This window comes from Lichenicoccus sp. (genome assembly GCF_965277665.1).
Taxonomy (GTDB): domain Bacteria; phylum Pseudomonadota; class Alphaproteobacteria; order Acetobacterales; family Acetobacteraceae; genus Lichenicoccus.
Genome location: NZ_OZ255835.1, coordinates 2,431,174 through 2,443,703, shown reverse-complemented (window position 1 = coordinate 2,443,703; position 12,530 = coordinate 2,431,174). Strand labels below are relative to the sequence as shown.

Annotated in this window: 11 protein-coding genes; 8 read left to right on the top strand and 3 right to left on the bottom strand. The window is 71.1% G+C overall.

The features are described 5' to 3' along the window. The first annotated feature begins 101 nt into the window (after nt 1-101). Nucleotides 102-569, top strand: coding sequence for a hypothetical protein (locus ACQY4O_RS11270; RefSeq protein ID WP_428376464.1), 468 nt, complete (start codon nt 102-104; stop codon nt 567-569). On the opposite strand, the gene ACQY4O_RS11265 is transcribed toward ACQY4O_RS11270, so the two are convergent. The 3 genes from ACQY4O_RS11265 to cobU all read right to left on the bottom strand — a co-directional run bounded on the left by ACQY4O_RS11265 (nt 554) and on the right by cobU (nt 3,322). Next, nucleotides 554-2,014, bottom strand: a complete 1,461-nt coding sequence (locus ACQY4O_RS11265; RefSeq protein WP_428376463.1) for a cobyric acid synthase — start codon at nt 2,012-2,014, stop codon at nt 554-556. The two genes, ACQY4O_RS11270 and ACQY4O_RS11265, sit on opposite strands and share 16 nt — an antisense overlap. A 184-nt stretch (nt 2,015-2,198) precedes the next feature. Further along, entirely contained in the window at nt 2,199-2,804 is a 606-nt protein-coding gene (cobO, locus tag ACQY4O_RS11260; RefSeq protein WP_428376462.1) for a cob(I)yrinic acid a,c-diamide adenosyltransferase, read from the bottom strand. A gap of 2 nt (nt 2,805-2,806) precedes the next feature. Continuing rightward, nucleotides 2,807-3,322, bottom strand: coding sequence for a bifunctional adenosylcobinamide kinase/adenosylcobinamide-phosphate guanylyltransferase (gene cobU, locus ACQY4O_RS11255; protein WP_428376461.1), 516 nt, complete (start codon nt 3,320-3,322; stop codon nt 2,807-2,809). 125 nt (nt 3,323-3,447) lie between these two features. Between cobU and ACQY4O_RS11250 the strand changes: the two genes are divergently transcribed. The 7 genes from ACQY4O_RS11250 to ACQY4O_RS11220 all read left to right on the top strand — a co-directional run bounded on the left by ACQY4O_RS11250 (nt 3,448) and on the right by ACQY4O_RS11220 (nt 12,530). Next, on the top strand, nt 3,448-3,831 hold the full coding sequence (locus ACQY4O_RS11250) for a DUF1636 family protein (RefSeq protein ID WP_428376460.1): 384 nt from the start codon (nt 3,448-3,450) through the stop codon (nt 3,829-3,831). Next, a complete protein-coding gene (gene cobW / locus ACQY4O_RS11245) occupies nt 3,832-4,875 on the top strand; it encodes a cobalamin biosynthesis protein CobW (protein ID WP_428376459.1) in 1,044 nt (347 codons plus the stop codon). Nucleotides 4,876-4,885: 10 nt separating this feature from the next. Continuing rightward, a complete protein-coding gene (gene cobN, locus ACQY4O_RS11240) occupies nt 4,886-8,296 on the top strand; it encodes a cobaltochelatase subunit CobN (protein ID WP_428376458.1) in 3,411 nt (1,136 codons plus the stop codon). A 65-nt stretch (nt 8,297-8,361) separates the two neighbouring features. Further along, a complete protein-coding gene (locus ACQY4O_RS11235) occupies nt 8,362-9,177 on the top strand; it encodes a DUF2189 domain-containing protein (RefSeq protein ID WP_428376457.1) in 816 nt (271 codons plus the stop codon). Nucleotides 9,178-9,359: 182 nt separating this feature from the next. Beyond that, on the top strand, nt 9,360-10,124 hold the full coding sequence (locus tag ACQY4O_RS11230) for a hypothetical protein (protein ID WP_428376456.1): 765 nt from the start codon (nt 9,360-9,362) through the stop codon (nt 10,122-10,124). A gap of 178 nt (nt 10,125-10,302) precedes the next feature. Continuing rightward, complete coding sequence (locus tag ACQY4O_RS11225) at nt 10,303-10,452, top strand: hypothetical protein (protein WP_428376455.1); 150 nt, start codon at nt 10,303-10,305, stop codon at nt 10,450-10,452. A gap of 17 nt (nt 10,453-10,469) precedes the next feature. Further along, nucleotides 10,470-12,530 carry an ATP-binding protein gene (locus tag ACQY4O_RS11220; RefSeq protein ID WP_428376454.1) on the top strand — a complete coding sequence of 687 codons (2,061 nt, stop codon included), beginning with the start codon at nt 10,470-10,472 and terminating at the stop codon, nt 12,528-12,530.

Genomic DNA, 12,530 nt, shown 5'->3' with positions numbered 1-12,530 from the left:
ATGTCGGTATGGACCGGCAAGGTGCGAGGCGGCGGCCCGAGCCGGCAGGCCATCGCAGGCGTTCCCCGGATCAGCCCCCCATCAGCCCCAAGGCACACGTCATGAACACGATCCCCCGTTTGACCCGCACGGCCTTGGCCCTCGCGGCCATGACCGCGCTCGCCGGCTGCGGTCCCACCGGGCCGATCTTCGGGGACTGGCAGGGGCGCCAGCCGTCCGGCTTCGGGATCAACCCGTCCTTCGTCGACCTGGTGCTGCACGGCAATCCGGGCGACATCCAGGGCGAGTACGACATCCAGGCGACCGAGCCGCAGACGACCCTCGACTATATCGGCGAGCGCAACCTGATCTGGGGCGACCGCTGGACCATCACGCGCGATGCCGCATCCGGCCTGCCGATCCTGCACCTGCACAACCTGCCGAACAGCCAGATCTCGACCTACGCCATGCTGCAGGATCATGTGCTGGTGCCGGTCACCCCCGACGGGCGCCCGGACCTCTCGCGGGGCGCGCTGCGCTACTCCCTGGTTCCGGTGCCCGCCAGCAGCCGGGCCTACGGCCGGCTCTGAGCGATCCGCAGCAGGGCCTCGATATCGACATGGGCCTCGAGATGCGCGGCCAGCGCATCGAGCGCCGCCTCCACGCAGGCGTCGTGGTCGCGTGGCGCCACCGCCACGCCGAGCCGGTGCAGGAAGCCCCGGCGCGCTGCATCCGCATGGAACAGCCCGTGCAGATAGGTGCCGCTCACCAGCCCGTCCGGCGAGGTGGCGCCCTCGGCCCTGCCATCCTGCAGGCGCAGCATCGGCCGGTCGGTATCGGCACCTTGGGTGACGCCCAGGTGCATCTCGTAGCCCTGCACCGGCTCGCCCGCCGCCATCGTCGTTCCGCAGACCATCGACAGCCGCTTGTGTGGCGTCAGCACGGTCTCGACCTGGAGCAGTCCCAGGCCGCGCGCGCTGCCCGGCCGCCCCTCGATGCCGTCGGGATCGGCGAGGTGCCGGCCCAGCATCTGGTAGCCGCCGCACAGACCGAGAATCCGGCCGCCCTGCCGATGGTGCGCCTGCAGGTCGATGTCCCAGCCCTCTGCCCGCAGCAAGGCGAGATCGGCGAGCGTCGCCTTGGAGCCGGGCAGGATCACCAGGGCGCAGCCGGCAGGCAGCGGCTTGCCGGGCGGCACCATGACCAGCGCGACACCCGGCTCGGCGCGCAGCGGATCGAGGTCGTCGAAATTGGCGATGCCCGGGAGCATCGGCACCGCGATGCGCAGGCCCTCGGCAGGGGAGGATTGCGTGTGCAGGTCGGCGGCGTCCTCGGCCGGGAGCGCCCGCACCGCGTCGAGGAACGGCACCAGGCCGAGCGGCAGCCAGCCGGTATGGTCGGCGATCGTGCGCATGCCGGCATCGAACAGCGAGGCGTCGCCGCGCATGCGGTTGACGATGAAACCCTTGATGCAGGCGGCATCGTCGGCGTCGAGCACGGTCCGGGTGCCGACCAGGCTCGCGATCACGCCGCCGCGGTCGATGTCGCCGAGCAGGACCACCGGGGTACCGGTCGCGCGCGCGAACCCCATGTTGGCGATGTCGCCGTCACGCAGATTGGTTTCCGAGGCGCTGCCCGCACCTTCCACCAGCACGAGATCCGATGCCGCAAGCAGGCGCGCGAAGCTGTCCAGCACGACCGGCAGCAGGGACGGCTTGAGCAGCTGGTACTCGCGGGCGCGATAGTTGCCGCGCACCCGGCCGCGAACCACGAGTTGCGCGCCGACCTGGCTCTGCGGCTTCAGCAGGACCGGGTTCATGTCGGTCACGGGCGCCACGCCGCAGGCACGCGCCTGCAAGGCCTGCGCGCGCCCGATCTCGCCGCCATCCACGGTCACCGCCGCATTGTTCGACATGTTCTGCGGCTTGAACGGCAGCACGCGCAGCCCGCGCCGGGTCAGCGCGCGTGCGAGCCCGGCCACGATGGTCGACTTGCCGACCGACGAACCGGTGCCCTGGATCATCAGCGCCGGCATCGTGGACACTCCCGCGCGATCAGAGCCTGTTTGAAAACGCCTGATGCTGGATGAGAGCGGCTCGTAGAGCCGCGACCGGCGTGGCTTTCCGAGCACCGGAGCGGAGCGGCCGTCTGGGCCGTGAGCAACGGAGCGCAAGAAAGGCGCGTCGGATCGCCAGCAGCAGGGGTTTGCAAACAGGCTTTCAGAATTCGATGCCTTCCTGGGCTTTCACACCGGCGGCGAAATGATGCTTCACCTGCATCATTTCGGTGACGAGGTCCGCGGCGTCCAGCAGCGCCGGCCTTGCGTTGCGGCCGGTCACCACGACATGCAGCATCGGCGGACGCCGGGCGATCGCATCGAGCACAGTATCGAGCTCGAGATAGCCGTAGCGCAGGGCGATATTGAGTTCATCCAGCACCAGCAAAGAAAGATCGCTGCGCGCCAGCAAGCCGCGCGCGGTGTCCCAGGCCTGCGCGCAGGCGGCGATGTCGCGGTCGCGATCCTGCGTCTCCCAGGTAAAGCCCTCGCCCATCGTGTGCCATTCGACCAACTCGCCGAAGCCTTCAAGCACACGCCGCTCGCCGGTGTCCCAGGCGCCCTTGATGAACTGCACCATTCCGGTGCGCCGGCCGCGTCCGACCATGCGCAGCATCAGGCCGAGGGCCGCGGTCGACTTGCCCTTGCCGGGGCCGGTATGCACGATCAGCAGGCCCTTGTGCGCGATGGTCTTGCCGGCCACCTCGTGATCCTGCACCGCCTTGCGATGTTCCATTTTCCGGCGATGCCGGTCGGCTGCCTCGTCCATCGTCAGGTCGCGGCCTGCTTGAGGACCAGCGGCAGTCCCGCCGCCACCAGCACCACGTGATCCGAGAGGCGGGCCAGGCGCTGGTGCAGCAGCCCGGCTGCGTCGCAAAAGCGCCGGGCGAGGGCGTTCTCCGGCACGATGCCGAGGCCGACCTCGCTCGCCACCAGCACCGTCGGCGCGCCGCGCCGGCCGAGGGCTGCCTCGAGCCGCGCGGTTGCCCCGGCCACGTCGTGCTCGCCGAGCAGCAGGTTGGTCAGCCACAGGGTCAGGCAGTCTACCAGCGCCGGCATCGCGCCGGCGTCCTCGAGTGCCTCGCCCAGCGCCAGCGGCACCTCGACGGTCTGCCAGCCGCCGGCGCGCCGGGCCCGGTGGGCGGCAATACGCGCCCGCATCTCGTCGTCCCGGGCCTGCCCGGTCGCGACGTACAGCCAGGGCGCCGGGGCTGCCGCCAGCACGGTCTCGGCATACGCGCTCTTCCCCGAGCGTGCGCCGCCGAGGACGAGGGTGAGGCGCGACACCGGGGCAAGGCGCGAAACTGGGGGGGCTGGCAAGAGGCTGGCTTTGACCGGGCGAGGAGCTGAAGCCTAGTCTTAGCATGCCGGGCCGACGAGGCCATGCAGCCCCGGAGCGTCACCACCAGCCGATGACCGAAGCGATCCTGCATGTCTGCACCACCTGCCGCGCCGGCCGCGAGGTCCGCGAGGGCGATGCCACGCCCGGGGCGCTGCTCCATGCCCACCTGCGCGCCCTGGCCCGGGCGCGCGAGGATGCACGGGTGCGCGTGCATGAAGCGAAATGCCTGGCCAACTGCGCTGGCGGCTGTTCGGCGGCGATCGCCATGCCGGGCAAGTGGAGCTACCTGCTCGGCGGCCTGGATCTGGAGAATGCGTCCGACCTGCTCGACTTCGCTGCGATCTACGCCGCATCCTTGACCGGTGTGGTGATGCCCTCGCGGCGTCCGCCGGCGCTCGCCACCATGGTGCACGGCCGCATCCCGGCGCTGCCCCAGCTGACTGGACACGATTGAATGAGCCTGGTTTCGGCCACCATCATCACCGGCTTTCTCGGCGCCGGAAAGACCACGCTGCTGCGTCATGTGCTGGAGCATGGGAACGGCCGTCGCATCGCGGTGATCGTCAACGAGTTCGGCGCGCTGGGCATCGATGGCGACACGCTGCGCAGTTGCGGCATCGTGGGCTGCACCGACGACGACGTGATCGAGCTGGCGAACGGTTGCCTGTGCTGCACGGTCGCCGACGATTTCCTGCCGACGATGGAGCGCCTGCTCGACCGCGCGAACCCGCCCGAGCATGTGGTGATCGAGACCTCCGGGCTCGCCCTGCCGAAGCCGCTGCTGCGCGCGTTCAACTGGCCCAGCATCCGCACCCGCATGACGGTGGACGGCGTGATCACCGTGGTCGATGCGCCGGCGGCGGCGGCCGGCCGGTTCGCCGACGATCCGCAGGCGGTGGCCCGCCAGCGCGCCGAGGACCCGTCGCTCGACCACGACAACCCGCTGTCCGAGGTGTACGAGGACCAGCTGCTGTCCGCCGATCTCGTGGTGCTGAACAAGACCGACCTGCTCGACGACGCGCAATGCGCAGCGCTGGAAAGCGGCATCGCCGCTGCGATCCCGCGCGCGGTGAAAATCCTGCGCGCCAGCGAGGGGCGCATCGATCCGGCGGTGCTGCTCGGTTTGCAGGCGTCGGCGCAGGACGATCTCGACGCGCGGCCGTCGCACCATGATCTCGATGCCGACCACGAGCACGACGATTTCGAGAGTTTCGTCGTGGATGTCGGCGAAATCGGCGCCCCGGAGCATCTGGTGGCCAGGCTGGCGCAGGTCGCGGCCGAGCACGACATCCTGCGCATGAAGGGGTTCGTCGCTGTGCGCGGCAAGCCGCGGCGGCTCGCGGTGCAGGGCGTCGGCGCGCGGTTCCGGCACCAGTTCGACCGAACCTGGAACCCGGGCGAGCCACGCGACGGCCACATCGTGGTGATCGGCTGCCGCGGCCTCGACCGGCCGGCGATCGAGCGGGCGTTGTCGGCCGCGTCGCTGCAGCCGGCCTGAGGCAACCCCGTTGCACCTGCTGGTCCGCGAGAGCCGGACGCTCGACGAGGCCGAGGCGGCCTACGACCCCGGTCCCTCCGCGGCGCCGCTGCTGTTCCTGTCGTTCTCGGACAGCGACCTCGGCGCCTGGTCCCAGGCGGCGCAACAGGCTGCGCAACGGGCCGCGCCGCCACGCGCACCGGCGCCGGCGGTCAGGCTGGAGAGCCTGGCGCGGCTGCGGCATCCGATGTCGGTGGACCTGCTGGTCGAGCAGGTGGTCGCCCCTGCGCGCTGCGTGGTGATCCGGCTGCTCGGCGGCCTCGACTACTGGCGCTACGGTGTCGAGGAGGTCGCGTCGCACTGCCGGGCGCACGGCATCGCCCTGCTGCTGCTGCCCGGCTGCGAGCGGCGTGATCCGCGGCTGGCCGAGTGGAGCACCGTCGATGCGGCGACGTGGGCGCGCATGGACGGGTTCCTGCGCCAGGGCGGTCCGCGCAACGCAGCCTGCGCGCTGGCACTGGCGGCCCATCTCGCGGGGCTCGGGGCGGATGACGGGGCCGAACCGGAGCCGCTGCCGGAAGCCGGCGAGTTCCCGTTGCCCGGCCTGCAGCGCGAGGGCGCACCGCTCGCGGCGATCCTGTTCTACCGTTCGCACCTGGCCTCCGGCGACACGCACGCGGTGCGGGCCCTCGCCGAGGCGCTGCATGCGCGTGGCCTGTCGGTGCGCGCGCTGTTTGCCAGCAGCCTCAAGCAGGCGGAGGCGGCGTCGCTCGTCGGGCAGCGGCTGCTGGCGTGGCGGCCGGCGGTGATCCTGAGTGCCACCGCGTTTTCCGCCAAAGACGCCGCCAGCGGCACCTCGCCGCTGGATCGGGCCGGGGTGCCGGTGCTGCAGGTCGTGCTGGCGGTCGGCGCGCGAGAGGCGTGGCTGGCGAGCAGCCGCGGGCTATCGCAGACCGACCTCGCCATGCAGGTGGTGCTGCCGGAGCTGGACGGCCGGCTGCTCACCGGCGCGATCTCGTTCAAGGCGGCCGAGGGGGATCAGTGCGAACCGGGTACTGGCCGCACGATCAACCGGCCGGATGCGGACGGCATCGCACTCGCTGCCGACCGCGCCGCCGGCTGGGCTCGCCTGGGCGCCAGCCGTCCGGGTGAGCGCCGCGTCGCCATCGTGCTGTCCGACTATCCCGGCATCGGCGGGCAGCAGGCGCACGCGGTCGGGCTGGACAGCTTCGCCAGCCTGCGCTCGATCCTCGGCCGCCTGCACGATGCGTCCTACGCCGTGCCGCGACCCCCCGATGCCGCCACCCTCGCGGCCGTGGTGTGCCAGGAGGCACCGGCACGGTTCATCACGCTAGCCGAGTACGGCGCATTGCGCCGGACCCTGCCGGACACCCTGAACGACGCGCTCGACACCGCATGGGGCGCGCCGGACACCGATCCCGCCTGCGTCGATGGCGGCTTCCAACTGCGCCACCTGCGGCTGGGCAACGTCGTCGTGGCGGTGCAGCCAGACCGTGGCAGCCGCACCGACCGCAGGGGCGGCTACCATGATGCCGACAGCCCGCCGCGCCACGCCTACGTCGCCTTCATGCTCTGGCTGCGTCTGTCACTGGATGCGCACGCGATGCTGCATCTCGGCACGCACGGCACCCTGGAATGGCTGCCCGGCAAGGCGGCGGCGTTGTCGGCTGCGTGCTGGCCGGTCGCCCTGCTGCGCGGCCTGCCGGTGATCTATCCGTTCATCGTGAACAATCCCGGCGAGGCCGCGGTGGCGCGGCGGCGGCTCGGCGCGGTCTGCATCGGCCATCTGACGCCGCCGCTGGGTGCGGCGCGCCCGGGCGAGGCGGCGCGGGTCCTGGAGCGGCTGATCGACGACTATGCCGCCGCCGACGGGCTGGACCGCAGGCGCGGCGCCATGCTCCGCGGCGAGATCCTGACCCGCGCCGGCGACCTCGGCCTGCTCGCCGAGAGCGGCGCCGACCGCGAGCCCGACGACGACCAGGCGCTGGCCCGGCTCGATGCCTGGCTATGCGACGTAAAGGAGCTGCAGATACGCGACGGGCTGCACGTGTTCGGCGAGCCGCCGGCCTCGCTCCCGGCGTTGCGTGATGGCCTGCTCGCCGGCAACCCGGGTGCCGACCCGGTGCTGCTCGAGGCCGCCGTCGCCGCCTCGGCGCAAGGCGAGGCGGCGTCGCTGCTGGCGGCGCTGGACGCAAGCTTCGTGCCGGCCGGGCCGGCCGGTGCCCCGAGTCGCGGCCGGCTCGACGTGCTGCCGACCGGGCGCAACCTCTATGCGATCGATCCGCGCGCGGTGCCGACCCCGGGTGCGATGGTGCTGGCGGCCGGGATGGCGTCGCTGCTGCTCGAGCGGCACCGCCGGGAGAGCGGCGAGGAGCTGTCCTCGCTGGTGATCGATTTGTGGGGCAGCACCACGCTGCGCACCGGCGGCGAGGATTTCGCCCTGGCCCTGGTGCTGATCGGGGCCACGCCGCTCTGGCATGCGGCCTCGGGCCGCATCACCGGCATCGAGATCGTGCCGCTGGCGCTGCTCGACCGCCCGCGCGTCGATGTGACGCTGCGCATCTCGGGCCTGTTCCGCGACAGCTTCGAGGCGCAGATCCGGCTGTTCGACGAAGCGGTGCGGGCGGTGGCAAAGCGAGGCGAGAGCCCCGAGTTCAACCCGCTGGCGGCCCTCGGCGAGGCGGCGCCGGCGCGCATCTTCGGCCCGGCGGCGGGGGCGTATGGCGCCGGCACCGCAACCCTGCTCGGCGATGCCGGTCGCGAGGCGATCGGGCAGGCCTATCTCGACGCCTCCTCCACCGCCTATACCGGTGCCGACATCGCCGCCTTGCGTCCCGACGGAGGTGGGCCTGCCGGGGATTTTGCCGCCAGGGTCGCCGCCAGCCAGGCGCTGCTGCACCAGCAGGACCATGCCGAGACCGACCTGCTCGACAGTCCGGACTACGCGGCGCACGAGGGCGGTTTTGCCGCCGCTGCCGCGCTGCTCGGCAATGCGCCCGTCTTGTATCACGCCGACAGCACCCGGCCGGACACGCCCAGGCTACGCCACGTCGCCGAGGAGGTGGCGCGCGTCGTGCGCGGCCGGCTGGCCAATCCGGACTGGATCGCCGGCATGATGCGGCACGGCTATCGCGGCGCCGCCGAGATCGCCCGAGGCCTCGCCGGGCTGCACGGGTTCGGGCGCACGCTGCCCGAGCGGCTCGACCGCCAGTACGAGCTGGTGTTCGCAGCCACGCTGGCCGATCCCGCGGTCGACGACTTCCTGCACCGGAGCAATCCGGCTGCCCGGGAGGACATGCGGGCACGCTTCAGGGATGCGATCGCGCTCGGGCTGTGGCAGCCGCGTGCCAACTCCGTGATCGACGCGCTGCAGCCCGAGCCCGGCGCAGTCGGTTTTGGCGCCATTACGGAACAATGCTAGGTTAGTGCCGTTGATTTTTCGGACCGACGGTCCGGGAGCCTCTCCCAGTCGAGACGGAGTGCGTGATGGGTGTTTCCCTGAGTGCGCGGCGTGAGCGGAACCCGGCGGCCGGTATCGTCATCCGGCGGATTTCGCCCGCCGACCTTGTCGCGGCCTTGCGTGACGGCTTCGACGATTTCCGACAGGTGCCGACCCAGCTCGCCTTCATCTGCGTGATCTACCCGGTGGTCGCCATCCTCGCCGCCAAGCTCACCGCCGGCTATCGGGTGCTGCCGCTGTTCTATCCGATGGCGACCGGCTTCGCCCTCGTCGGGCCGGTCGCGGCACTCGGGATGTACGAGATCAGCCGGCGGCGCGAACGCAACCTGCCGGTCTCCTGGCGCGACGCCTTCGCGGTCCTGCGGTCGAACTCCCTGCCGCACATCATCCAGATGGCGCTGGTGCTTCTGGTCATATTCATGCTGTGGATGGTGGTGGCGCGGTCGACCTATACGGCGCTGTTCGACGAGGACAGCATGAACTCGATGTCCGAGATGCTGTATCAGATGGTCAGCGGTGCCGGCATTGCCCTGATCGTTCTCGGCAACTTCATGGGTCTGCTGTTCGCGATCCTGACGCTGTCGATCAGCGTCGTCTCGTTCCCGATGATACTTGACCGTAACGTCGACGTCGCCACCGCGATACGCACCTCGCTTGCCGCCATGGCGCGCAACCCGGCGACGATGCTGCTGTGGGGCCTGATCGTCGCCGTCTTGCTGCTGCTCGGCGGCCTGCTGCTGTTCGTGGGGCTCGCGGTGGTGATCCCGGTGCTCGGGCACGCGACCTGGCACCTCTATCGCCGGCTGATCGAGGCGCCGCCGATCCCGGTCCGTCGGCCCTGAGGCAGACTCGCCGGGCGTGTTGTTGTCCTCGCGGTGGATTGCTGCTATCGAGCAAGTATTCGTCCGCAACGCGAACGTGATGTGGGTCAGGGTTCTCCGCCAGGGTGGCGGTCCGATCGACGTCATCATGCCGCTGGTCGAGATGAATTCTATGTTTTTATTCAAGTTCGATAGGATCCAGCTTGCCTGATAAGCTTGTCTTGCGCGGCGCATCCCCCGAGGACGCCGCGTCCGAAACCGCCTTGTCCGAGGAAGGCGTCCGCCAGGCGTTGGCCCGCCTCGGACGCGGCGCCAGCCACGACGACGCCGAGGCGCGCCGCCCGGAGCCGGGGCGCGATTCGCTGGACCCGTTCCGCCCAGGAAGTGTCGGCCACGGCGGCGGCCACGGCGGCGGTCAGAACGGCGGCAACCAGCGCCGCGCCGCGGCGCCGATGCACAAGCTCAAACGGCCGGCCTTTGTCCAGGATGGCGATGTCGTCGTCGAATATGCCGGGCGCGACCGGCCCGGATATCACGACATCAGCGACCAGGGCCGGGCCGACCAGGGCCGCTCGGCGCTCGATGCGCTGCGCGACGAGCTGGCGCGCGAGCGGCGGGTTCGCGAGGAGGCCGAGCGCTCGTTGCACGAGACACGGCTCGCCTTGCAGGGCCTGCAGACCCGTCTGGCGCATCTGGAACTCGACCTGAACGAGGCGCGGTCGGCGGCCCGGGCGGCGCAGGACGACGCGGGTCCTATGGCCGTGGGGCGGGTCCAGGCCGCAGCGGCGGCACCGGCCGCGACCAGACCGGCGGCGCCCGAGCCTGCGTTGGTGCCGCGGCCCGAGGGTCCGGCCGCCGTTCGGGTGCCGAAGGTGCGCCGCCAGCAGGCCACGCCCCAGCAGGCCAAGTCCAGGGCCAGCACCCGGGAGCCGCAGCCCGTCAAGTGGTGGATCAAGAGCAAGGGCTGAGAGCCTGTTTGAAAACCCCTGATGCTGGATGAGAGCGGTCCGCAGGAAAGGCGCCCGGGCTTAGAAAGCGGGGGATCGCCAGCAGCACGCGTTTGCAAACAGGCTCTGAGAAATCGGCACCTGTTGAAGGCCGCGGCCGTGTGCTAGGTCGCGCGGCTGTGCAAGCCACGGATCAACCATGCCCGAGATGACATCGAACGGTCCTGCAGACGCGGCGCGGGCCGCGACCGGCATCCAGGGCCCCGACGACAGTCCCCACGTCTTCAGTCCCGACGTCTTCGCGCAGCGCGCGGCGACGCCGGAGCGGCGCATGGGTGCGGCGGCCTGAGCGCGGGGTTGCCCGGGGTGTCGCAGCACGTCGCCATCCTTGCCCCGCACGGACGCGATGCCGGCATCATCGGCCAGGTGCTGCAGCGTGCCGGCGTCGCGGGCATCGTCTGCGCCGACCTCGCCGCCCTGCGCGCCAGCCTCGACGGCGAGATCGGCGGGGTCGTGGTGACCGAGGAGACGCTGCTCGGTGCCGATCTGCGGCCGGTGCTCGACTGGATCGCCGGGCAGCTGCCGTGGTCGGACCTGGGGTTCATCGTGCTGGCGACGCGACAGTCCGGCCCGCGTTCGGCCACATCGGCCACGATCCTCGGCCAGCTTGGCAACGTCGTGCTGCTCGAGGGGCCGATCAATGCGGAAACCCTGGCCAGCGCGGTCGGATCCGCGCTGCGGGCGCGTCGCCGGCAGTACCAGGCGCGCGACCTGCTGCTCGGACGCGAGCAGAGTGCCGCCGCCTTGCTGCAGCTCAACGAGACCCTCGAACAGCGCGTCCGGCAGCGCACCGGCGAACTTGAGGCGGCGCGCGAGACGCTGGCGTTCGCGCTCGACAGCGCCGGCATGGGATCGTGGGACCTCGACCTGCGCACCGACACCGCCCGACGCTCGCGGCGGCACGACCACATCTTCGGCCTCGACCCGGAGTCCGAGGCGGGATCGCAACGAGATCAGGCCTGGCACGGCAGCCGGAGGCAGGCATGGGGCCGCTCCGCGTTCCTGCATCATGTCGTGGGCGAGGATCGTAACGCGGCCGCCGGCGCGTTCGACACGGCGCTCGGCAGCGGAACCCTGGAACTGGAATGCCGCATCACCCGCGGTGACGGCGCCATGCGCTGGATCGATGCGCGTGGTCGGGTCGAATATGCGCCGGGCGGCGAGCCGGTGCGCATGGCCGGCATCGTCATGGACACCACCGATCGCCGCCGCACCGAGGATGCGCTGCACCAGGCGCGGAAGATGGAGGCGATCGGGCAGCTGACCGGCGGCGTCGCGCACGATTTCAACAACCTGCTCACGGTGATCGTCGGCTGCCTCGACATGATGATCCGGCGTCCGGAGCGGACCGACCGGGTGGTGCGGCTGGCCGAGACGGCGATGATCGCGGCGCGTCGCGGCGAGCAGCTGACCCAGCAGTTGCTGGCGTTCTCGCGCCGGCAGATGGCGCGCCCGGAGACGCTCAACCCGAACCGACTGCTGCTCGAGTTCCATGCCCTGGCGCGGCGTGCCGCGGGCGAGGCGATCGACCTGCAGTTCGATCTCGACCCGGCGGCGGGTCCGGTGCGCGTCGATCCGGCGCAGTTCGAGTCCGCCGTGCTGAACCTGATCGTCAATGCCCGCGATGCGATGCCAGCGGGCGGCACGATCCGCTTGCAGTGCGGCAATGTGTACCTGGCGACCGAGGCCGTCGCCGTTCGCGGCATCGCGCCGGGGGCGTACGTGATGGTCTGCGTGACCGATACCGGCACCGGCCTCGAGCCGGGCACGTTGCACCGGGCGTTCGAGCCGTTCTTCACCACCAAGGAGGTCGGACGCGGTTCCGGCCTCGGCCTGAGCCAGGTCTATGGCTTCATGCGCAGCGCCGGCGGCGATGTCATGATCGACAGCACGCCCGGCGCCGGTACCAGTGTCAGGCTGTATTTCCCGCGCTCGGACGATGCGGTCGCCGAGGAGCGTCATGCCGCGACCAGCATGGTGCCGCTGCGCCGCGCCTGCAGCGGCGATACCGTGCTGCTGGTCGAGGATGACGAGCAGGTGCTCGGCATGGCGGTCGAGAGCCTCGAAGAGCTGCGCTACAAGGTCGTGGTGTCGCGCAATGCGAGCGAGGCGCTGGAACATCTGCGCGGCCCCGAACGGATCGACATCCTGTTCTCCGACGTGGTGATGCCCGGCGGCATGGATGGCGCCAGGCTCGCGGTCGATGCGCAGCAGCTTCGGCCCGGGCTGAAGGTCCTGCTGACCTCGGGCCCTGTCGGCGATGCCGGCGCGGGACAGACCATCGGCCAGGGCCTGCCGGTGCTGAACAAGCCGTACCGCCGCGACGAGCTGGCGCAGAAGCTGCGGGTCGTCCTGGGCGGGGCCTGA

What these genes read in the sequence shown, in the direction of transcription:
- ACQY4O_RS11225 (WP_428376455.1), top strand. Translation starts at nt 10,303, where the DNA reads ATGCCCGAGATGACATCGAACGGTCCTGCAGACGCGGCGCGGGCCGCG.
- ACQY4O_RS11270 (WP_428376464.1), top strand. Translation starts at nt 102, where the DNA reads ATGAACACGATCCCCCGTTTGACCCGCACGGCCTTGGCCCTCGCGGCC.
- ACQY4O_RS11265 (WP_428376463.1), bottom strand. Translation starts at nt 2,014, where the DNA reads ATGCCGGCGCTGATGATCCAGGGCACCGGTTCGTCGGTCGGCAAGTCG.
- ACQY4O_RS11250 (WP_428376460.1), top strand. Translation starts at nt 3,448, where the DNA reads ATGACCGAAGCGATCCTGCATGTCTGCACCACCTGCCGCGCCGGCCGC.
- cobO (WP_428376462.1), bottom strand. Translation starts at nt 2,804, where the DNA reads ATGGACGAGGCAGCCGACCGGCATCGCCGGAAAATGGAACATCGCAAG.
- cobW (WP_428376459.1), top strand. Translation starts at nt 3,832, where the DNA reads ATGAGCCTGGTTTCGGCCACCATCATCACCGGCTTTCTCGGCGCCGGA.
- ACQY4O_RS11235 (WP_428376457.1), top strand. Translation starts at nt 8,362, where the DNA reads ATGGGTGTTTCCCTGAGTGCGCGGCGTGAGCGGAACCCGGCGGCCGGT.